At 63.4% G+C, this 21,899-nt stretch carries 20 protein-coding genes and 1 tRNA gene; 1 reads left to right on the forward strand and 20 read right to left on the reverse strand.

The genetic code is table 11. The features are described 5' to 3' along the window. Positions 1–12: 12 nt before the first annotated feature. From nuoL to VSR34_RS20700, 19 genes are all read right to left on the reverse strand, one after another. Complete coding sequence (gene nuoL, locus VSR34_RS20610; protein ID WP_028210400.1) at positions 13–2,067, reverse strand: NADH-quinone oxidoreductase subunit L; 2,055 nt, start codon at positions 2,065–2,067, stop codon at positions 13–15. A gap of 11 nt (positions 2,068–2,078) precedes the next feature. Then, complete coding sequence (nuoK, locus tag VSR34_RS20615; RefSeq protein WP_006052894.1) at positions 2,079–2,384, reverse strand: NADH-quinone oxidoreductase subunit NuoK; 306 nt, start codon at positions 2,382–2,384, stop codon at positions 2,079–2,081. A 17-nt stretch (positions 2,385–2,401) separates the two neighbouring features. Continuing rightward, a complete protein-coding gene (locus tag VSR34_RS20620; protein WP_028210401.1) occupies positions 2,402–3,076 on the reverse strand; it encodes an NADH-quinone oxidoreductase subunit J in 675 nt (224 codons plus the stop codon). Between the two features lie 175 nt (positions 3,077–3,251). Beyond that, on the reverse strand, positions 3,252–3,740 hold the full coding sequence (gene nuoI, locus VSR34_RS20625) for an NADH-quinone oxidoreductase subunit NuoI (protein WP_028210402.1): 489 nt from the start codon (positions 3,738–3,740) through the stop codon (positions 3,252–3,254). A 13-nt stretch (positions 3,741–3,753) separates the two neighbouring features. Then, positions 3,754–4,818: an NADH-quinone oxidoreductase subunit NuoH gene (gene nuoH / locus VSR34_RS20630; protein WP_028210403.1), complete on the reverse strand. Its 1,065-nt coding sequence runs from the start codon at positions 4,816–4,818 to the stop codon at positions 3,754–3,756. Continuing rightward, complete coding sequence (gene nuoG / locus VSR34_RS20635) at positions 4,819–7,152, reverse strand: NADH-quinone oxidoreductase subunit NuoG (RefSeq protein WP_028210404.1); 2,334 nt, start codon at positions 7,150–7,152, stop codon at positions 4,819–4,821. 96 nt (positions 7,153–7,248) lie between these two features. Further along, on the reverse strand, positions 7,249–8,577 hold the full coding sequence (nuoF, locus tag VSR34_RS20640; RefSeq protein WP_028210405.1) for an NADH-quinone oxidoreductase subunit NuoF: 1,329 nt from the start codon (positions 8,575–8,577) through the stop codon (positions 7,249–7,251). After that, positions 8,574–9,059: an NADH-quinone oxidoreductase subunit NuoE gene (gene nuoE, locus VSR34_RS20645; RefSeq protein WP_028210406.1), complete on the reverse strand. Its 486-nt coding sequence runs from the start codon at positions 9,057–9,059 to the stop codon at positions 8,574–8,576. The genes nuoF and nuoE overlap by 4 nt, the downstream gene beginning before the upstream one ends. 129 nt (positions 9,060–9,188) lie before the next feature. Continuing rightward, positions 9,189–10,442 (reverse strand): NADH-quinone oxidoreductase subunit D, encoded by a 1,254-nt coding sequence (locus VSR34_RS20650; protein ID WP_028210407.1) that lies wholly within the window; start codon positions 10,440–10,442, stop codon positions 9,189–9,191. Positions 10,443–10,451: 9 nt separating this feature from the next. Continuing rightward, positions 10,452–11,057 (reverse strand): NADH-quinone oxidoreductase subunit C, encoded by a 606-nt coding sequence (locus VSR34_RS20655; protein WP_028210408.1) that lies wholly within the window; start codon positions 11,055–11,057, stop codon positions 10,452–10,454. A gap of 21 nt (positions 11,058–11,078) precedes the next feature. Continuing rightward, a complete protein-coding gene (locus VSR34_RS20660) occupies positions 11,079–11,558 on the reverse strand; it encodes an NADH-quinone oxidoreductase subunit B (RefSeq protein WP_027819582.1) in 480 nt (159 codons plus the stop codon). A 72-nt stretch (positions 11,559–11,630) separates the two neighbouring features. Next, a complete protein-coding gene (locus tag VSR34_RS20665) occupies positions 11,631–11,990 on the reverse strand; it encodes an NADH-quinone oxidoreductase subunit A (protein WP_028205678.1) in 360 nt (119 codons plus the stop codon). Between the two features lie 164 nt (positions 11,991–12,154). Further along, positions 12,155–12,239 (reverse strand) — tRNA-Leu (locus VSR34_RS20670). A gap of 110 nt (positions 12,240–12,349) precedes the next feature. Continuing rightward, a complete protein-coding gene (gene secG / locus VSR34_RS20675; protein ID WP_028210409.1) occupies positions 12,350–12,739 on the reverse strand; it encodes a preprotein translocase subunit SecG in 390 nt (129 codons plus the stop codon). Positions 12,740–12,840: 101 nt separating this feature from the next. Beyond that, positions 12,841–13,635 (reverse strand): triose-phosphate isomerase, encoded by a 795-nt coding sequence (gene tpiA, locus VSR34_RS20680; protein ID WP_342963351.1) that lies wholly within the window; start codon positions 13,633–13,635, stop codon positions 12,841–12,843. 157 nt (positions 13,636–13,792) lie between these two features. Next, on the reverse strand, positions 13,793–14,806 hold the full coding sequence (locus VSR34_RS20685) for an NAD(P)H-quinone oxidoreductase (RefSeq protein ID WP_028210411.1): 1,014 nt from the start codon (positions 14,804–14,806) through the stop codon (positions 13,793–13,795). Between the two features lie 145 nt (positions 14,807–14,951). After that, positions 14,952–17,111, reverse strand: coding sequence for a polyribonucleotide nucleotidyltransferase (gene pnp / locus VSR34_RS20690; RefSeq protein WP_342963352.1), 2,160 nt, complete (start codon positions 17,109–17,111; stop codon positions 14,952–14,954). A gap of 323 nt (positions 17,112–17,434) precedes the next feature. Further along, positions 17,435–17,704, reverse strand: coding sequence for a 30S ribosomal protein S15 (rpsO, locus tag VSR34_RS20695; RefSeq protein WP_028210413.1), 270 nt, complete (start codon positions 17,702–17,704; stop codon positions 17,435–17,437). 179 nt (positions 17,705–17,883) lie between these two features. Further along, positions 17,884–19,134, reverse strand: coding sequence for a branched-chain amino acid ABC transporter substrate-binding protein (locus VSR34_RS20700; RefSeq protein ID WP_244145417.1), 1,251 nt, complete (start codon positions 19,132–19,134; stop codon positions 17,884–17,886). A 245-nt stretch (positions 19,135–19,379) separates the two neighbouring features. Here VSR34_RS20700 and VSR34_RS20705 point away from each other — a divergent pair, with 245 nt between their 5' ends. Next, positions 19,380–19,931, forward strand: coding sequence for a hypothetical protein (locus VSR34_RS20705; protein ID WP_238327645.1), 552 nt, complete (start codon positions 19,380–19,382; stop codon positions 19,929–19,931). A 114-nt stretch (positions 19,932–20,045) separates the two neighbouring features. Here VSR34_RS20705 and VSR34_RS20710 read toward each other — a convergent pair whose 3' ends face one another. Then, the gene (locus tag VSR34_RS20710; RefSeq protein ID WP_028232046.1) at positions 20,046–21,596 is read right to left on the reverse strand and encodes a 2-isopropylmalate synthase; all 1,551 of its coding nucleotides are present in this window, start codon (positions 21,594–21,596) and stop codon (positions 20,046–20,048) included. Positions 21,597–21,899: the final 303 nt, after the last annotated feature.

Below are 21,899 nucleotides of genomic sequence, written 5' to 3' on the forward strand. Positions count from 1 at the left end.
CGTTTCCTCGCCTTATTTGCCGCTGAGCGTTACAAACAGGGTAAGGAGGCCAAGCATGCCAATGATCATGGCAAATGCGTAGTGGTAGATATAGCCGGATTGCAGGAACCGAATGACAGTTGCAAACCAGCCGATAAACTTGGCGCTCCCGTTCACGACGCCGTCGATCACGACGACATCGCCCTCCTTCCACAGACCGCGACCGATGGCGACCGCTCCGCGCGCGAAGACGATTTCGTTGATCTTGTCGAGGTAATACGCGTTTGCCAGCAGCTTGTAGACCGGCGAGAACGTGCGCGACACGACGGCCGGCAGTTCCGGGCGCTTCATGTAGAAGAACCACGCCACCACCACACCCGCGAGTGCGAGCCACACCGGCAGACCCGAGAACGCATGCGCGCCCATCGCGGCCCAGCCCTGGAATTCCTTGCCCATCTCCGTGAGCGCTTCGTGGTTCTCGCCAATGAAGATGACGTTCTCGAACGCCACGCCATGCGAGAAGAAACCACCGTAGAGCAGCGGCTGGATCGCGAACGCACCGGCGATCACCGAAGGAATCGCGAGCAGCACGAGCGGGACCCAGATGACCCACGGCGACTCGTGCGGCACGTGCACGTGGTGATCGTCGTGGCCGTGGCCATGATCGCCCTGGCCGTGCGCAGCCGCTTCGGCGCCCATCGGCGATTCGGGGTGCTTCGGCCCGCGGAAGCGCTCTTCACCGTGGAACACGAGGAAGTACATGCGGAACGAGTACAGCGCCGTGACGAACACGCTCGCCACCACCGCGAAGTACGCGAAGCCCGAACCCGGCAGGTGCGAGAGCTTCACGGCGTCGATGATCGAGTCCTTCGAGTAGAAGCCCGAGAAGAACGGCGTGCCGATCAGCGCGAGCGAGCCGACGAGCGAGGTGATCCACGTGATGGGCATGTACTTGCGCAGGCCGCCCATGTTGCGCATGTCCTGATCGTGGTGCATGCCGATGATGACCGAGCCCGCGCCGAGGAACAGCAGCGCCTTGAAGAACGCGTGCGTCATCAGGTGGAAGATCGCGACCGGGTAAGCCGACACGCCGAGCGCCACCGTCATGTACCCAAGCTGCGAGAGCGTGGAGTAGGCCACCACGCGCTTGATGTCGTTCTGCACGACGCCAAGGAAGCCCATGAAGAGCGCGGTAATGGCGCCGATCACGACGATGAACGACAGTGCCGTTTCCGAAAGCTCGAACAGCGGCGACATGCGCGCGACCATGAAGATACCGGCCGTCACCATGGTTGCCGCGTGAATCAGCGCGGAGATCGGCGTCGGGCCTTCCATCGAATCGGGCAGCCAGACGTGCAGCGGGAACTGCGCCGACTTGCCCATCGCGCCGATGAAGAGGCAGATACACGCGACCGTGAGCAGGTTCCACGAGGTGCCCGGGAACGTCAGCGCGGCGATTTCATGGCCCTTCGCGAACACGTCGTTGTAGTTGAGCGAGCCGCCGTACGCGAGCAGCAGGCCGATACCCAGCAGGAAGCCGAAGTCGCCCACGCGGTTCACGAGGAACGCCTTCATGTTCGCGTAGATGGCGCTTTCACGCTTGAAGTAGAAGCCGATCAGCAGGTACGAGACGAGACCCACCGCTTCCCAGCCGAAGAACAGCTGCAGGAAGTTGTTGCTCATCACGAGCATCAGCATCGAGAAGGTGAACAGCGCGATGTACGAGAAGAAGCGCTCGTAGCCCTCTTCTTCGGCCATGTAGCCGATCGTGTAGATGTGCACCATCAGCGACACGAAGGTCACGACGACCATCATGAGCGCAGTCAACGAGTCGATGAGGAAGCCGACTTCGAACTTCAGGCCGCCAACCGACATCCATTCGTAGACGGTCGCGTTGAAGCTCGCACCGGCCATCACGTCGAGCAACGTGATGCACGAGAGCACGAACGCAATCGCGACGCCGAGAATGGTCACCGTATGCGCGCCCGCGCGCCCGATCGTCTTGCCGAACAATCCGGCAATGATGGAACCGGCGAGAGGCGCCAGCGGAACCGCCAGCAATAGGGTTTCGTTGAGTGTTGTTGCCATAGCAGCCTGCCTTAGCCTTTGAGCTGATCGAGGTCCTCGACGTTGATCGTGTCGAGGCTGCGGAACAGAGTCACAAGAATAGCCAGACCAATCGCGGCTTCCGCTGCCGCAACAGTTAGCACGAAGAACACGAAAATCTGTCCGTGAACGTCACCGAGGTAATGCGAGAACGCGACGAAGTTCGTGTTCACCGCCAACAGCATCAGCTCAATCGCCATCAGGATGATGATGACGTTGCGCCGATTGAGAAAAATGCCAACGATCGAGATCGCAAAGAGGATCGCGCCGAGGACGAGATAATGGGCCAGGGTCAACATGGTTCGCTCCTTCGCGCTTAGCTCTTCGTTGCCGGTGCGGCGGCCGCTGCAGGATCTGCGGCTTCGGCTTGCGCCGGTTCCGGCGTTTCCACGACGGCCGGCATCTTCACGAGGCGCACGCGGTCCTGGCGACGCACGTTGACCTGCTTCGAAACGTTCTGGCGCTTCGCGTCCTTCGGCTCGCGCACCGTGAGGGCGATGGCCGCGACGATCGCCACCAGCAGCACGAGGCCGGCGACTTCGAAGGCGAAGATGTAGTCGGTGTAGATGATCTTGCCGATCAGGTGCGCATTCGACACCGAAGCGGCAGCCGCGGCCGAAGTATCGGGCACCGGCGAGCTCGTCGCGCCGTAGCCGTGCCACAGGATCAGCGCGGTTTCGATCACGATGATCGCGCCCACGATGGTCGCCACCGGGATGAAGCGCTTGAAGTCGCGGCTCAGCACGTCGATGTTGATGTCCAGCATCATCACCACGAACAGGAACAGCACCATCACCGCGCCCACGTAGACGAGCACCAGCAGGATCGCGAGGAATTCCGCCTCGAGCAGCATCCAGATCGCGGCCGCGTTGAAAAACGCGAGCACGAGGAAGAGCGCGGACGCGACAGGATTGCGCGAAGTGATCACCTTCAGCCCTGATAGCGTGAGCAGCAGCGCGAAGATGTAGAACAGGACGGTCGTGAATTCCATGATTACTGGTTCATCGTTGAGGCCTTCGTGAGGCGGATTGCGCAACGCAGACTGGCGGCCAGACCAGCGAGCGCCGCGCCGCGGCGGTCAGGCTGCGAGAACGCGCGGGCGTCGGGCACACGCGTTCCCCGCAGCCGGCCCGAACCGCGGGCCGATGCAGCGTCAAACTGAAAGATCAACGGTACGGTGCATCCGCTGCCTTGTTCGCCGCGATCTGTGCTTCATAGCGATCGCCGACGGCCAGCAGCATATCCTTCGTGAAATACAGGTCGCCGCGCTTCTCGCCGTGATACTCGAGAATGTGCGTTTCGACGATCGAATCGACCGGGCAGCTCTCTTCGCAGAAACCGCAGAAGATGCACTTGGTCAGGTCGATGTCGTAACGCGTCGTGCGGCGCGTGTTGTCCTCGCGCACTTCCGATTCGATCGTGATCGCGAGCGCGGGGCACACGGCCTCGCACAGCTTGCACGCGATGCAGCGCTCTTCACCATTCTCGTACCGGCGCAGCGCGTGCAAACCGCGAAAACGCGGGGACATTGGCGTCTTTTCTTCCGGGAATTGCACCGTGAACTTGCGCTTGAAGGTGTAACGACCCGTCAGCGCGAGACCCTTGAGCAACTCGGTCAGGAAAAACGTCTTGAAGAAGTTCTGGATAGCGTTCATTGCGTCGCCCCCCTTATTTCCAGATGCTCAACGGCGACATGTACCAGAAGCCGATCACGATCAGCCACACGATGCAGACCGGAATGAACACCTTCCAGCCCAGACGCATGATCTGGTCGTAGCGGTAGCGCGGGAACGTCGCGCGCGCCCAGATGAAAACCGACAGCAGGCAGAAGACCTTCAGCACCAGCCAGAAGACGCCCGGGATGAAGTCGAGGAAACCGAACGGCGCGCTCCAGCCGCCGAGGAACAGCACCGAAGCCAGCGCCGAGATCACGATCATGTTGATGTACTCGGCGAGGAAGAACAGCGCGAACGCCATGCCCGAGTAGTCGATCATGTGACCCGCGACGATTTCCGACTCCCCTTCCACCACGTCGAACGGATGGCGGTTCGTTTCGGCGATGCCCGAGATGAAGTAGACGACGAACATCGGCAGCAGCGGCAGCCAGTTCCACGAGAGGAACGTGATGCCCCAGCCGGCAAACATGCCGCGCATCTGCTGATGGACGATTTCCGACAGATTCAGGCTGCCCGAGACCATCAGCACGACGACGAGCGCGAAGCCCATCGCGATTTCATACGAGACCATCTGCGCCGCGGCACGCATCGAGCCGAGGAACGCGTACTTCGAGTTCGAGGCCCAGCCCGCGAGAATCACGCCGTACACGCCAAATGACGATATCGCCATCACGTAGAGCAGACCCGCGTTGATGTCGCCGAGCACCGCGCCCGCCTGGAACGGAATCACGGCCCAGACCGCAAAGGCCGGCACCACCACCATGATCGGCGCCACCATGTAGATCCAGCGGCTCGCCTGCGCGGGCTGGATCACTTCCTTGAGCAGCAGCTTCAACACGTCGGCGATCGGCTGCAGGAGACCGGCGGGACCCACGCGGTTCGGTCCGAGACGCACGTGCATCCAGCCGATCAGCTTGCGCTCCCACAGAATCAGGTACGCGACGCACAGCAGGATCACCACCGCAACGACGAGAATGCGCACCAGCGCCCACACCGTGGGCCATGCCACGCCGAGCAGCTGGCTGCCGCCTGCATTGATCGTATCGAACAAGCTCATTTACGCCTTCTCCACCAGCAGTTCACCGAACAGGCTGCCGAGTTGCGCGCCGGCCGGCGTCGCCGCCGACACGCGCACCACCGTCGGCGCAAGATTCGCATCGCGCGTTGCGGGCGCCGTGACCGACAGATCGCCCTGGCGCACGCGCACGGCTTCGCCTTCCTTCAGGCCGAGTTGATCGAAGTATGCCGCCGGCAGGCCGATGGCATTCGCCACGCGGGCCGCCATCGTGAGCTGCAGCGCTTCGCCGCGGCGCACGACTGGATCGGCGTGGTAGATCGGCACGTCGGCGATGCGCTCGAAGCGGCCTTCCGCGGCCTTCGCAAGGCTGCCGCGCGCCACCGCGGCGGCTACCTTGTTCGACAGGCGGCCTTCGAAGCTGCCGTCGTCGATGGCCTTGCGGCGCACTTCCTCGGCGGTGTCGTATTCGAAGCCCTTCGCGCCCAGCAGCGTGCCGAGCACGCGCAGGACCTTCCAGGCCGGACGCGTGTCGCCGAGCGGGCGCACGACGCCATTGAACGTCTGAACCGTGCCCTCGGCGTTGACGAAGGTGCCCGACGTTTCGGTGAACGGCGCGATCGGCAGCAGTACGTCGGCGTAGTCGAGGCCCGTTTTGTACGGCGAGAACACGGCGACCATTTCGGCCTGCGCGAGCGCGGCGCGCGCGGCGGCCGGGTTTGCGGTGTCGAATTCCGGCTCGACGTTGAAGAGCAGATAGCCCTTGCGCGGCTGCTCGAACGCTTCACGCGCATTGAGGCCGTCGCGCCCAGGCAGTGCGCCCGCGAGGTGCGCGCCGACGGTGTTGGCCGCCTCGGTGAGGAAGCCGAGCGTCGCGCCCGTCGTTTCGGCGATGAACTGCGCGGCTGCGTGCAGACGCGAGAATTCGGGATGCTGGACCGCGGCATTGCCGAGCAGCACGAAGCGGCGCTCGCCATTCGCAAGCGATGCGGCGACCTTGTTCGCGGCGTCGTTTGCTTGTGCGCCGGCGAAGCCTTCCGGCAACGCGACGCCCTTCGCTTGCGCAACGGCCGCCGCGATCGAGCCCAGCTCGTCGAGCCATGCCGAAGGGGCGGCGACGATGCGCTGTGCGTTGGGGATCAGCGAACCGTCGGCGGTTGCATTGAGGAACGAGACCTGGGCTCCGCCCTTCGCAGCCTGGCGAAGACGCGCGGCGAACAGCGCGTGATCGCGGCGCAGGAACGAGCCGATCACGAATGCCGAGTCCGCATACGAGAGTTCGGCGATCTTCGTGCCGAGCCACGGCGCGCCTTCGAGCGGCGCCGAGAAGTCGCTCTGGCGCAGGCGGAAGTCGACGTTCGGCGTGCCGATCGCATCAGCGAACTGCTTCGCCAGATAGAGTTCTTCGGTCGTGCTATGCGGGCTTGCCAGCAATGCGAGCTGGTTTTCGCCATGCTCGTCGCAAATGCCCTTGATGCCCTTCACGACGTATTCGAGCGCGGTCTGCCAGTCGGTCTCGATCCACTCGCCGCCCTGCTTGATCATCGGGCGCGTGAGTCGGTCTTCGCTGTTCAAGCCTTCGTACGAGAAGCGGTCCTTGTCCGAGATCCAGCATTCGTTGATGGCTTCGTTCTCGAACGGCAGCACGCGCATCACGCGATTGTTCTTCACCTGCACGACGAGGTTCGCACCGGTCGAATCGTGGGGGCTCACCGACTTGCGGCGCGACAGCTCCCACGTGCGCGCCGAGAAGCGGAACGGCTTGCTCGTGAGCGCACCGACCGGGCACAGGTCGATCATGTTGCCCGAGAGTTCCGAGTCGACCGTCTTGCCGACGAACGAGGTGATTTCCGAGTGCTCGCCGCGGCCCAGCATGCCGAGCTCCATCACGCCGGCGATTTCGTCGCCGAAGCGCACGCAGCGCGTGCAGTGGATGCAGCGCGACATCTCTTCCATCGAGATCAGCGGACCGACGTTCTTGTGGAACACCACGCGCTTTTCTTCGCTGTAGCGCGAGGCGGACTTGCCGTAACCGACGGCCAGATCCTGAAGCTGGCATTCGCCGCCCTGATCGCAGATCGGGCAGTCGAGCGGGTGGTTGATCAGCAGGAATTCCATCACGGCTTGCTGACCCTGCACGGCCTTGTCCGACATGGTGCGCACGACCATGCCTTGCGACACCGGCGTCGCGCACGCGGGCACGGCCTTCGGCATCTTCTCGACATCGACGAGACACATCCGGCAATTGGCCGCGATGGAGAGCTTCTTGTGATAGCAGAAGTGCGGGATGTACGTGTCGACCCGCTGCGCAGCCTGGATCACCATGCTGCCCTCGGGCACCTGCACCTTCTTGCCGTCTATTTCAAGTTCAACCATGATGGTTAATCGTCCCTAACCTGTTACCGCTCAATTTCACAGCGGCCTTCCCCGTCACATCGCCGTTGCGTCGTGCTGCGCGGTTCGCGCGCCTTCTCAGGCGGCCACCGTTTCCGAAGCTGCATGCGAGCCAGCGTGACCGCCGACGAGACAACGCTTGTTGTGCACGTGATATTCGAATTCGTCCCAGTAGTGCTTGAGCATGCCGCGCACCGGCATGGCCGCCGCGTCGCCGAGCGCGCAGATCGTGCGGCCCATGATGTTGCCGGCCACCGAGTTGAGCAGGTCCAGGTCTTCCTGGCGGCCCTCGCCGTGCTCGATGCGGTTCACCACGCGGTACAGCCAGCCCGTGCCTTCGCGGCAAGGCGTGCATTGACCGCACGACTCTTCGTAATAGAAGTACGAGAGGCGCAGCAGCGAGCGCACCATGCAGCGCGTTTCGTCCATGACGATGACGGCGCCCGAGCCCAGCATCGAGCCCTGCTTGGCGATGGAGTCATAGTCCATGTCCGTCTGCATCATCAGGTCGCCCGGAATGACCGGCGCCGACGAACCGCCCGGAATCACGGCCTTGAGCTTCCTGCCGCCGCGCACGCCGCCGGCCAGCTCCATGAGCGTCGCGAAAGGGGTGCCGAGCGGAATCTCGTAGTTGCCCGGACGCTCCACATCGCCCGAGACCGAGAAGATCTTCGTGCCGCCGTTGTTCGGCTTGCCGAGTTCCATGTACGTCTGCGGACCGACGCTCAACAGGAACGGCACCGCCGCGAAGGTCTCGGTGTTGTTGATCGTGGTGGGCTTGCCATACACGCCGAAACTGGCCGGGAAAGGCGGCTTGAAGCGCGGCTGGCCCTTCTTGCCTTCGAGCGACTCGAGCAGCGCCGTTTCTTCGCCGCAGATGTACGCGCCATAGCCATGGTGCGCGTGCAGCTGGAACGAGAAGTCCGTGCCGAGAATGTTCTCGCCGAGATAGCCCGCCTGGCGCGCTTCTTCCAGCGCGGCCTCGAAGCGGCGATAGACCTCGAAGATCTCGCCGTGGATGTAGTTGTAGCCCACGGTGATGCCCATCGCGTACGCGCCGATGGCCATGCCCTCGATCACGCTATGCGGGTTCCAGCGCAGGATGTCGCGATCCTTGAACGTGCCCGGCTCGCCCTCGTCCGAGTTGCAGACGAGATACTTCTGGCCCGGGAACTGACGCGGCATGAAGCTCCACTTCAGGCCGGTCGGAAAGCCCGCGCCGCCGCGGCCGCGCAGACCGCTCGCCTTCACGTCGGCGATCACCTGCTCGGGCGGAATCTTTTCTTCGAGGATGCGGCGCAGCTGCTTGTAGCCACCGCGCGCAACGTAATCTTCGAGATGCCAGTTCTCGCCGTTGAGGCCCGCGAGAATCAGCGGCTTGATGTGACGGTCGTGCAACGAAGTCATTTCGAAAGCTCCTCGAGCAGCTGGTCGATCTTCGCGCGGCTCATGAAGCTGCACATGCGGTGATTGTTCACGAGCATCACCGGTGCGTCGCCGCACGCGCCCATGCACTCACCCTCTTTCAGGGTGAACTTGCCGTCGGGCGTGGTTTCGCCGAAGTCGATCCCGAGCTTCTGCTTCAGGTATTCGGCGGCGCTCTCCGAGCCGCCTTCCGGGCCGAGCTGGCACGGCAGATTCGTGCAGAGCGTGATCTTGTGCTTGCCGACGGGCTTCGTCTCGAACATCGTGTAGAACGTGGCGACTTCCTGCACGGCCACCGGCGGCATGCCGATGTAGTCGGCCACGAACTGCATGAGTTCGGGGGACAGCCAGCCATGCTCTTCCTGAGCAACGGCCAAAGCCGCCATTACGGCAGACTGTCGCTGATCGGCGGGGTACTTCGTCAACGCGCGATCGATTTCTTTCAGGCCTTCAGCTGAGATCATTTTCAGACACGACTCTTTCAATTCCTACCGAACGAAAACCTGCCGCGCGCTCCTGCACAGTCGCTGCGACAGACGTGGCGTTCCATGCTGCGTGCGCCCGGGACCGGGCGCACCTTACTGCGCGCAGCCCTAGCGGTCGATTTCACCGAACACGATGTCCTGCGTGCCGATGATTGTGACCGCGTCGGCAATCATGTGACCGCGCGCCATTTCATCGAGCGCGGACAGGTGGGCATAACCCGGCGCACGGATCTTCAGACGATAAGGCTTGTTCGCGCCATCTGACACCAGGTAGATGCCGAATTCACCCTTCGGATGTTCGACGGCAGCGTACGCCTCGCCTTCCGGCACATGGAAGCCTTCCGTGAAGAGCTTGAAGTGGTGAATCAGCTCTTCCATGTTCGACTTCATGTTCACGCGGGAAGGCGGCGCAACCTTGTGATTGTCGATCATCACCGGGCCGGGATTCTTGCGCAGCCACTCAATGCACTGTTTCGCAATCCGCGTGGACTGGCGCATTTCCTCGACGCGCACGAGATAGCGGTCGTAGCAGTCGCCGTTCACGCCCACCGGGATGTCGAAATCCAGCTGATCGTAGACTTCGTACGGCTGCTTCTTGCGCAGGTCCCATTCGATGCCCGAGCCGCGCAGCATCGCACCCGTGAGACCGAGCTGCATGGCGCGCTCGGGGCTCACCACGCCGATGCCGACCAGACGCTGCTTCCAGATGCGGTTGTCGGTGAGGAGCGTTTCGTACTCGTCGACGCAACCCGGGAAGCGCGTGAAGAAGTCGTCGATGAAGTCCAGCAGCGAGCCCTGGCGCGCCTCGTTCATGCGGGCGAGCGCCTTCTCGTTGTGGATCTTCGAAGCCTTGTATTGCGGCATCGCATCGGGCAGATCGCGGTACACGCCGCCCGGACGATAGTAAGCCGCGTGCATGCGCGCGCCCGACACCGCCTCATAGACGTCCATGAGGTCTTCGCGCTCGCGGAACGCGTAGAGGAACACCGCCATCGCGCCGACGTCGAGCGCGTGCGAGCCGATCCACATCAGGTGGTTCAGCACGCGCGTGATTTCGTCGAACAACACGCGGATGTACTTCGCGCGAATCGGCACCTCGATGCCGAGCAGCTTTTCGATGGCGAGCACATAGCCGTGCTCGTTGACCATCATCGACACGTAGTCGAGACGGTCCATGTACGGCACCGACTGGATGAACGTCTTGCTCTCGGCGAGCTTTTCCGTCGCGCGATGGAGCAGGCCGATGTGCGGATCGGCGCGCTGGATCACTTCGCCGTCGAGCTCGAGCACGAGGCGCAGCACGCCGTGCGCTGCCGGGTGCTGCGGGCCGAAGTTGAGCGTGTAGTTCTTGATCTCTGACATGCGACCCTCTTAGTGTTTCCTCAGACCACCGTAGCGATCCTCGCGGATCACGCGCGGCGTGATCTCGCGCGGCTCGATCGTGACCGGCTGGTAGACCACGCGCTTCTGCTCCGGGTCGTAACGCATTTCGACGTAGCCGGAGACCGGGAAGTCCTTGCGGAACGGGTGGCCGATGAAACCGTAGTCGGTCAGGATACGGCGCAGGTCGGGGTGGCCTTCGAAGACGATGCCATAGAGGTCGAACGCCTCGCGCTCGTACCAGTTGGCCGAATTCCAGATCTCGACGAGCGAGGGCACGATGGGCACCTCATCGTCCGGCGCGAACACGCGCAGACGCAGACGCCAGTTGTTCGCGAGGGAGAGCAGGTGCGACACGGCGGCGAAGCGCGGACCTTCCCAGGCGCCATCGCCGAAGGTCTGGTAGTCGACGCCGCACAGGTCGATCAGTTGCTCGAAGCGCAGCGAGGGGTTGTCGCGCAGCTCCCTGGTCACGGCGAGGGAGTCTCCCGCCTTGACGACCAGCGTCAGTTCGCCGAGGGCTTCGGTGAGGCTGACGATGCGCGCGCCAAGGGCCGCTTCGAGGTTCGCTTTCAGGGTCTCGAGTTTGCTTGCCATATTGTGGGGAGGCCGCGGCCTTTATTGACGGGCGATGGTGCTGGTGCGGCGAATCTTCGCCTGCAACTGGATCACCCCGTAGACCAGGGCTTCCGCTGTCGGCGGGCATCCCGGCACATAGACATCGACCGGCACGATGCGATCACAACCGCGCACGACCGAGTACGAATAGTGGTAATACCCGCCACCGTTGGCGCACGACCCCATCGAAATGACCCAGCGCGGCTCGGCCATCTGGTCGTAGACCTTGCGCAGGGCGGGCGCCATCTTGTTGCACAGCGTGCCGGCGACGATCATGACGTCCGACTGACGCGGGCTCGGACGGAACACCACGCCGAAACGGTCGAGGTCATAGCGGGCCGCGCCCGCATGCATCATCTCGACCGCACAGCATGCAAGTCCGAACGTCATCGGCCACAGGGAGCCGGTGCGCGTCCAGTTGATCAGTTTGTCGGCCGTGGTGGTGACAAACCCTTCCTTCAAGACCCCTTCGATACTCATGTGCTTTCCACTCCAGACGGACAGCCCGCAGTTTCCCCGCGGTGCCGCCCATGCTATCCGGCGATTAACCCATTATTCCCAGTCGAGACCACCCTTCTTCCAGATGTAGGCAAAGCCCAGCAGGAATTCGAGCAGAAACAGCATCATCGACAGGAAACCGGGCCAGCCGATGTCGCGCAGGGCCACACCCCACGGAAACAGGAATGCCGTTTCGAGATCGAAGATGATGAAAAGGATGGCGACCAGGTAGTAGCGTACGTCGAACTTCATGCGCGCGTCTTCGAACGCTTCGAAGCCGCACTCGTACGGCGAATTTTTTTCGCTGTCTGGCCGGTTGGGACCGAGGACCTTGCCGATTGTCACTAGCGCTATGCCCAGACCGACACCCACGAGGAGGAACAGAAGGACGGGGAAATAGGCAGCGAGGTTCAAGGCTATCCTCTATATCGGTTGGTTCTGAGGTTCCGCTGGAACTTGCGTCGCCCCGCGGGAATCACTTCACGTACTTCGCGCTGCGAACAGAAAACGAACACGACGTAAGAAGCAAAAATGCCAGCCGAAGCTGAAGCAAGCGGCTGGCATTTTTTAGATAACATTGGTGCCGACGGCGAGACTCGAACTCGCACAGCTTTCGCCACTACCCCCTCAAGATAGCGTGTCTACCAATTTCACCACGTCGGCACTACATGCAATCCGGGACAACAATTATTGCAACCCGCGAATCGCTTCAAGACTTAAATTCTAACTTGTTTCCGTTCTTTGTTCAACGCACAAAAACAGGTTTTTCCAAATTATTTCGGAACGTCGTTGCCGGGCTGCGAGGCTGCTGCCACCGGCGAAGCCGCTGCCGGAGCGGACGCGCCAGGTGCGGATGCAACCGGTGCCGAAGCGACGATGGGGGCCGGAGCCGAAGCGCCAAGCACGCCCGCCGAAGGCTTCGCATGATACGACCCCAGGTACGTTAACGCAAGGGTCGAGCAGAAAAACACCGTTGCGAGAACCGCCGTGGTACGCGAGAGAAAATTCGCGGAACCGCTCGCGCCGAACAGGCTGCCCGACGCGCCGCTGCCGAACGCAGCACCCATGTCCGCGCCCTTGCCGTGCTGCAGCAGGACGAGGCCGATCACCCCGAGCGCCGACAGAAGCTGAACGACGATAATCAACGTTTTCAAATACAGCATCACACTCACCTGAGTCCTGGTTGAACGCCCGCCCCTGCTGGAGCAAACGCATTAGCAGCCCGCACGATGCGCCTTGTTACTTGCGCCCCGTGCGCGAGCCTTTAGCCCGCGACGCTGGCGCCCGCCGCAGCGGCCGCGCAGATCGCGAGGAAATCACCCTCTTTCAGCGACGCACCACCAATCAGGCCGCCATCGATATCGGCCTGACGGAAGAGCTCCGCCGCATTTTCCGGCTTCACGCTGCCGCCGTAGAGCAGCGGCACGTCCGCCACCTGCGCGCCCTTCGCAGCGAGGCGCGCGCGCAGGAACGCATGCACCTGCTGAGCCTGCTCCGACGTTGCGCTCTTGCCCGTGCCGATCGCCCAGACCGGCTCGTAGGCCACGACGATGCGCGCCGCCTCTTCGACCGACAGCGCCGCCAGCACCGCATCGAGCTGTGCGCCGACTACGCGCTCGGTCGCGCCCGATTCACGCTCTTCGAGCGTCTCGCCCACGCAGACGATCGGCGTGAGGCGCACCGCGAGCGCGCGCTGTGCCTTCTGCGCGACGACCTCGGAGCTTTCGCCATGGTAAGCGCGGCGCTCCGAGTGACCAACGATCGCAAAGCCCGCTTCGAAGTCGGCCACCATGCCTGCCGCGACTTCACCCGTATAGGCCCCCTGCTCGTGCGCGGAAACGTCCTGCGCGCCCCACACGACACGACTGCCGCCGAGCAGCGCCTGCGTCTGCGCGAGGTACGGAAACGGCACGCATACGCCAACGCGCACGTCCGCGGGCAGCGCCTGCACGCCGCGCGCGACGGCTTCGAGCAGTGCCGCATTGGCCGCGAGGCGGCCATGCATCTTCCAGTTACCGACTACGAGCTTCGATCGTTGTTTCGTTGGCTGTTTCGTCATTGTTCCGGTTGCTGTTAAAAGCGGACGCAAAACACATAATTTTACTGCGTGAAATCCAGACGGGTCAAACCGCTGCGGTTCGATGCGCGAAAAATACCCGAAAAAAATCGAGACGAATCAAGTAAGAGCCGGGCCGTACGCACGTGCCGGCCCGAAGTCAGCCCGCGGACCAGTCGAGCACGATCTTGCCGATGTGCTCGCTGCTTTCCATCAAGGCATGCGCCTCGGCGGCCTGTCCGGCTGGAAACACGCGGAATATGACGGGCTTGATGCGGCCCTCTTCGATCAAGGGCCAGACCTTCGCCTTCAGCTCCTGCGCGATCTGCGCCTTGAATTCGACGGAACGCGCGCGCAGCGTCGAACCGGTGACCGTGAGCCGGCGACGCAGGATCTCGCCCATGTTGAGTTCGGCTTTGGAGCCGCCGAGCGTCGCGATGAGCACGATGCGGCCGCCCGTAGCAAGCGCGGAAAGTTCACGCGCCACATAGCCGCCCGCCACCATGTCGAGAATCACGTCGACGCCACGGTCGTTCGTGAGCGCCTTGACGACCTCGACGAAATCGCCGGTGCGATAGTTGATGGCGCGATCGGCGCCGAGCGCCTCGCAGGCGCGGCACTTGTCGTCCGAGCCAGCGGTCGCGAACACGCGGAAGCCGAGCGCGTGTGCGATCTGGATCGCCGTCACGCCAATGCCGCTCGAACCGCCCTGCACGAGTAGCGTCTCGTTCTCGCCACCTTCGCCTTTGCCGAGGCAGGCGCGCTGGAACACGTTGCTCCAGACCGTGAAGAAGGTTTCCGGCAGCGACGCCGCCTCCACATCGGTGAGGCCATTCGGCACGGGCAGGCATTGCCCGAGCGGCGCGATCGCGTATTCGGCGTAGCCGCCACCCGCAATCAACGCGCACACGCGATCACCGATTTTCAACCCGAACGGATTGCTTTTCTCGTCGATCGTTCCGCCCACGATCTCACCCGCCACTTCGAGTCCTGGCAGGTCGGAAATGCCCGGCGGCGGCGCATAAGAACCTTTGCGCTGGAACACGTCGGGACGGTTCACGCCCGAGGCGCTCACCTTGATCAGCACTTCGCCGGCCTTCGGCTCGGGGGTCGGCCGTTCGGCCAGCTTGAGCACGTCCGGCGCACCGAATTCGGTAATCTCGACTGCCTTCATCTCGCATCTCCGCAGGGCCGCGCCCCGATCTGGATGGCGTTGCGCACGCGACGACATTGACGCTTGCGCATTGCCACTCGCACTCATTGTCATAAAAAAACGGCCGGAGCGTTTTGCACGCTACCGGCCGTTGGAGCTTACCGCGTTACTGCTGCGGTTCGCCCTGCGGTGCGCCGCCCGCATTGCCGCCATTCGCCTGCTCATTGAGCAGCGCCTTGGCGGACAAACGCACGCGACCCTTCTCGTCCGTCTGGATGACCTTGACCTTCACGACCTGGCCTTCCTTGAGATAGTCGTTGATGTCCTTGATGCGCTCGTTGGCGATCTCGGAGATGTGCAGCAGACCATCCTTGCCCGGCAGCAGATTCACGATCGCGCCGAAGTCCAGCAGTTTGAGCACTGCGCCTTCGTACACCTGGCCCACTTCGATTTCGGCCGTGATGTTCTCGATGCGCTTCTTCGCTTCGGCCATACCTTCGCTCGACGTGCTCGCGATGGTCACCACGCCGTCGTCGGAGATGTCGATGGTCGTGCCCGTTTCTTCGGTCAGCGCGCGGATCACCGAACCGCCCTTGCCGATCACGTCGCGGATCTTTTCCGGATTGATCTTGATGGTGATCATGCGCGGAGCGTATGCCGACAGCTCGGTGTTCACGCCCGACACGGCCGAGGTCATCTTGCCGAGGATGTGCATGCGGCCTTCCTTCGCCTGCGCGAGGGCGACCTGCATGATTTCCTTCGTGATGCCCTGGATCTTGATGTCCATCTGCAGCGCGGTCACGCCAGCTTCCGTACCCGCCACCTTGAAGTCCATGTCGCCGAGGTGATCTTCGTCGCCGAGAATGTCGGTCAGGACCGCGAACTTGTTGCCTTCGAGGATCAGGCCCATCGCAATACCGGCGACGTGCGCCTTCATCGGCACGCCGGCGTCCATCAGCGCGAGGCAGCCGCCGCACACCGAAGCCATCGACGACGAACCGTTCGACTCGGTGATTTCCGAAACCACACGGATCGAGTAGCCGAACTCCTCGGCGCTCGGCAGGCACGCGACGAGCGCGCGCTTGGCGAGACGGCCGTGGCCGATTTCACGGCGCTTGGGCGAACCCACGCGGCCCGTTTCGCCGGTCGCGAACGGGGGCATGTTGTAGTGGAGCATGAAGCGGTCGCGGTACTCGCCTTCGAGCGCGTCGATGATCTGCTCGTCGCCCTTGGTACCGAGCGTCGCGATGACCAGCGCCTGCGTTTCGCCACGCGTGAAGAGCGCCGAACCGTGCGTACGCGGCAGCACGCCGGTACGGATCTCGATCGGGCGCACGGTGCGCGTATCGCGGCCGTCGATGCGCGGCTCGCCGTTCAGGATCTGCGAACGGACGATCTTCGCTTCGAGGTCGAAGACGATGTTGCCGACCGTGGCCTTGTCGGCCGCCGTCGTGCCGGCCGCAGCCGCTTCTTCTTCGAGCCTGGCCGACGTCGCTGCGTAGACTTCCTTCAGCTTGGTCGAGCGCTGCTGCTTGTCGCGCAACTGGTAGGCGGCGAGCAGGTCGTTGTAGGCGATGTCGGTGACGCGGGCGATGAGCGCCTCGTCCTTCGGCGCCGGCTGCCAGTCCCACTCGGGCTTGCCGCCTTCACGCACGAGTTCGTGAATCGCGTCGATGGCCGTTTGCATCTGCTCGTGGCCGAATACCACGGCGCCGAGCATCACGTCTTCCGGCAGCTGGTCGGCTTCCGATTCCACCATCAGCACTGCGCGCTCGGTACCGGCCACGACGAGGTCGAGGCGCGAATCCTTGATCTGCGCGCGCGTCGGGTTGAGCACGTACTCGTTGTTGATGTAGGCGACGCGTGCCGCGCCCACCGGACCATTGAACGGCAGACCCGAAATCGCCAGCGCAGCCGACGCGCCGATCAGCGCGGGGATGTCAGCCGGAACTTCCGGATTGATCGACAGGACGTGGATCACGACCTGGACTTCGTTGTAGAAGCCTTCCGGGAAAAGCGGGCGCAGCGGACGGTCGATCAGGCGCGAGATCAGCGTCTCGCCTTCCGACGGGCGGCCTTCGCGGCGGAAGAAGCCGCCCGGGATCTTGCCGGCCGAATAGGTCTTTTCGATGTAGTCGACGGTGAGCGGGAAGAAGTCCTGACCCGGCTTGGCGGTCTTGGCGCCGACGACGGTCGCGAGCACGACGGTGTCTTCGATGTCGACGATGACGGCACCGCCGGCCTGACGGGCGATTTCACCCGTTTCGAGGCGCACGTTGTGCTGGCCCCATTTGAATTCCTTCACGACTTTGTTGAACATGGTCATGGTCACTCACTCCTTACTCATTTGTTATGCATTGCCCGCACACGCGGGTGATGCGGCAAGACAGGCTCCGGCACCGCGCAGGAAGAGGAGTGTTATGCCATTCCAGCGGATCGCGACCTTGCGACACAGGCGCACACGATCTGCTGGAATGACACAAAGCTCTGCCCCGAGGCCCGGCCCTGCTGCTCGTACTGCTGGTGCTACGTGGTATTGCTTTCGAGCCGGCAGGCATCGAATCAAACCTGCATGAAGCGCGCCGTTCAAAAACAAAATGCCTGCATCAGCGGAAACTGACACAGGCATCTTTGTGGAAGACCTTCCGGTTACTTGCGCAGACCCAGCTTCTCGATCAGCGCGCGGTAACGATCAGCGTCCTTGCCCTTCAGGTAGTCGAGCAGCTTGCGGCGGCGGCTCACCATGCGCAGCAGACCGCGGCGGCTGTGGTGATCCTTGGCGTGCGACTTGAAGTGCGCGGTCAGTTCGTTGATACGCGACGTCAGGAGCGCAACCTGAACTTCGGGCGAACCCGTGTCATTGGTGCCGCGCGCGAATTGCGCGACGACGTCGGACTTCTTGATATCTGCTACGGACATTTTGCTTTTCCTTTAAAACAAACGAGCGGTCACGGAAGAAAGGCCGTGCCGTGGCTTGGTTCTTACTACTCTGCTTTTGCTTCTTTACTACCCAACTACCTTGCCGCGGATTCGCAACAAGGGGCGCAGTATAGCACAGCCCCGATTCGCCGCGCACCCGCTTGCAACAAGGCACGCAGTCAGGGCCGCTTCATCTGGCAGGTGGTGGCCGGTACGGTGCGTTCAGCGGGGACCGCCAGCACCGTGCGAAAACCGTATCCCGAGCCTTCATTGTCGTACCGCACGCCCGGCGTGCCCTGCCTGTCCATCTGCATGACGTAAAGGGGCTGGATGGCCTGGTGGTCGTCGGCGCGCATCCACATCGGGTGGAAGCGGGCTTCGTCCCCCGTGAAGCGCAGGCCCTCCAGCGCTTTCGCGACCGTCTCGGGGTCGGCCGTGCCGGCCTTCGTCATGGCCTGGGCGAGCATCTCGACCATCATCGACATGCGCAACACCGGATAGTCCGCCTGGGCCTCCGGGTAACGCGAACGGAACGCCTTGTACCACGCATCGGAGGCCGCGCCGCCCGCGTTCGGGTGCCAGTCTGCCACGGCAATCACGCGCTTCACGCCCGCGTCGCCCAGCGCTGCGGGCGCGCCGAGGCTATTGCCATAGAACGTGTAGAACTTCGTTTCGAGCCCCTGCTCGCGCGCGGCCTTCACGAGCAGCGTAAGGTCGTTGCCCCAGTTGCCCGTGATGACGGCGTCGGCACCCGTCGCCCGGATCTTGGCGACGTACGGCGCGAAGTCCTTCACGCGGCCGATAGGGTGGAATTCGTCGCCAACGATGGCGGCGTCCGGACGCCGCTTCGCCAGCGCTTCGCGCGCGAGCGTGCTCACGACGTGCCCGAAGCTGTAGTCCTGATTGAGCAGATACACCTTCGTAACCGTCTTGTCCGCGGCGATGACGTCGGCGAGCGCGTCCATGCGCATGCCCGCGTGCGCGTCGAAGCGGAAGTGCCAGAAGCTGCAGTTCGCGTTGGTGAGCGCCGGGTCGTCCGCGGAATAGTTGAGGAAGACCTGGCGGTTGTCGGGCGCGCGTTCGTTCTGGCGATCGATCGCCGTCACGAGCGCCGCCGCCACCGCCGAGCTGTTGCCCTGCATGACATAGCCGATATGGCGATCTTGCGCCGCGCGCAGCTGCATGAGCGCTGCCTCCGGGCTGCCCTTGCTGTCGAGCGTGACCAGCTCGAGCGGATGCCGCCCGTCACGCAGCGCGACGCCGCCTCCCGCATTCACGCGCTCCACGCCGAAGCGCAGGTTGCGCTCGACCGCCGCGCCCGCATCGGCGAACGGGCCGGACATGCCTTCGATCAGCGCAAGCTGGACCGGCTTGCCCGCCGGGGCCTCCTGGGCCTGCACGCCAGTTGCGGCCGCAAGCCCGGCCGCCATCATGAATACGACTGCCGCCGCACGCCTTCTTCCTGCCTTCATGCGTTCTTTCCTCAATGCCGACTTTTCCGTTGCCCGCCGGTTTGTCAATCGAAGCGCGGATCATAGGCCGCGAGACGGGGCGACGGCAAGGCCGCCCTCCCGCACGGGACCGCGCAGCCCAGGTCCGCGAGCATCGCGTGGCGTGTCAAAATAAGGGATCCAGATTCACGGCGGTCAATGCAATCTTGCCAACGGGGGACATCATGTTCACGCGCTTCTCAACCTCGCTTGCAATACGCGTGCGGATCGCCGCGCGCCGTGCGCGTCTCGGCCTCTTCGCGGGTGTGGGCGCACTCGCGCTCGCGGGCTGTGCGCAGCCGTGGCAGCAATTCCACGCGGGCGACGACGCCCAGGCCGTGGTCGCCCGCTTCGGACCGCCCGCCGAAATCTACGACCTGCCCGATGGCGGCAAGCGCCTGATGTGGCCGACCCAGCCGATGGGCGAAACCACGACGGCCGCCGACATCGACGCAAGCGGCAAGGTGGTGAACTTGCGTCAGGTCCTGCAGCCCAACGAGTTCTATCGCGCCGAAATCGGCAAATGGACGCGCACCGACGTGCTCGTGAACTTCGGCCGCCCGGTCGAGACAGCCTACTTTCCGCTGATGAAGAAGGAAGCCTGGACCTACCGTTACCTCGAAGACAACGTCTGGTACATGCTCTACAGCTTCTACTTCGACGAGCAGGGCATCCTGCGGCTCACGCAGAAGACGCCGGACCCGCTGCACGACCCGGACCGACGCAGCCTTTTCTGAGCGTTCCGATCCTCGCGCAGCAAAACAAAACCCCCGCGCGCTTGCGAGCCCGGGGGTTTTTCGATTGCCTCATTCGCGCGACAGGCAAAGCGGGGCCATACGCCCCGCCACTGCTTACGCGCGCTGCGGATTGAGCTTGTCGCTATCCGACGAGTAGAGCTTGTTGAGCGCCGAGATATACGCCTTCGCGGAGGCCGCGACGATATCGGGATCGGTGCCCACACCGTTCACGATGCGGCCCGCCTTCGACAGACGCACCGTCACTTCGCCCTGCGCCTGGGTGCCCGTCGTGATCGCGTTCACCGAGTAGAGCAGCAGTTCCGAGCCGCTGCCCACTTCCGTTTCGATCGCGTTGAGCGTGGCGTCCACGGGGCCGTTGCCGGCCGCTTCGCCCGTCACTTCCTTGCCGTCGGCCGAGAACACGATGCGCGCGTGCGGACGCTCGCCGGTTTCCGAGTGCTGCGCGAGCGAGATGAACTTGTAGTGCTCCTTCTCCTGCGCCTCCGCCGACTCTTCAGTGACGATCGCGATGATGTCTTCGTCGAAGATTTCGGCCTTGCGGTCGGCCAGTTCCTTGAAGCGCGCGAACGCGTTGTTCAGTTCGGCTTCGCTGTCGAGGGCGATGCCCAGTTCCTGCAGGCGCTGCTTGAACGCGTTGCGGCCCGAGAGCTTGCCGAGCACGATCTTGTTCGCGCTCCAGCCCACGTCTTCGGCGCGCATGATCTCGTAGGTGTCGCGCGCCTTGAGCACGCCGTCCTGATGGATGCCCGAGGCATGCGCGAACGCGTTCGCGCCCACCACGGCCTTGTTCGGCTGCACGACGAAACCGGTGATCTGCGAAACGAGCTTCGAAGCCGGCACGATTTGCGTGGTGTCGAGGCCGATCTCGAGGCCGAAGTAGTCCTTGCGCGTCTTCACGGCCATGACGATTTCTTCGAGCGACGTGTTGCCCGCGCGCTCGCCGAGACCGTTGATCGTGCACTCCACCTGACGCGCGCCGCCGATCTTCACGCCGGCCAGCGAGTTCGCCACGGCCATGCCGAGGTCGTTGTGGCAGTGCACCGAGAACACGGCCTTGTCCGAGTTCGGAATGCGCTCGCGCAGCGTCTTCACGAGGTTGCCGTAGAGCTCGGGAACGCCGTAGCCGACCGTATCGGCGATGTTGATCGTCGTCGCGCCTTCGTTGATGACGGCTTCGAGCACGCGGCACAGGAAATCCATGTCCGAGCGGCTGCCGTCTTCGGGCGAGAACTCCACGTCGTTCGTGAACTTGCGCGCAAAGCGCACGGCCAGCTTCGCCTGCTCGAGCACCTGCTCGGGCGACATGCGCAGCTTCTTCTCCATGTGCAGCGGCGAAGTGGCGATGAACGTGTGAATGCGGAAGTGGTCGGCCGGCTTGAGCGCGTCGGCGGCGCGCTGGATGTCCTTGTCGTTCGCGCGGGCGAGCGAGCAGATCGTGCTGTCCTTGATCAGGCCGGCGATCGTATGGATCGCGTCGAAGTCGCCGTTCGAGCTGGCCGCGAAGCCGGCCTCGATGACGTCCACTTTCATGCGCTCGAGCTGCTTCGCAATGCGGATCTTCTCTTCCTTCGTCATCGACGCGCCGGGCGACTGTTCGCCGTCACGCAACGTCGTATCGAAAATGATGAGCTTGTCTGCTGCCATTTCGGGTCTCCAGGGGGACTTGTTCAGTGTCAAAACCGCATTTTGGGTGTTCGCGCCACCGATGGCGACGCTGACAATGAACGAGGCTTACGGAGGGCGAGCGAGATCAGCGCGGCAGGCGCGCTAGCGCTAGCGTGCTTAGGGGCGCGCCGGCTTGAAGGGAAAAGAGGGGGAACTGGATGGTATCCATGGCGCCGACTATAGCCGGAATCGGCCGATAGTGCAATGGGAGGCGACCGGCGTGGGCAACCAGCGTGGGCAACCAGCGTGGGCAACCAGCGTGGGCGACCGGCGTAGGCGACC

Source organism: Paraburkholderia sp. JHI2823 (assembly GCF_038900695.1).
Classification (GTDB): domain Bacteria; phylum Pseudomonadota; class Gammaproteobacteria; order Burkholderiales; family Burkholderiaceae; genus Paraburkholderia; species Paraburkholderia mimosarum.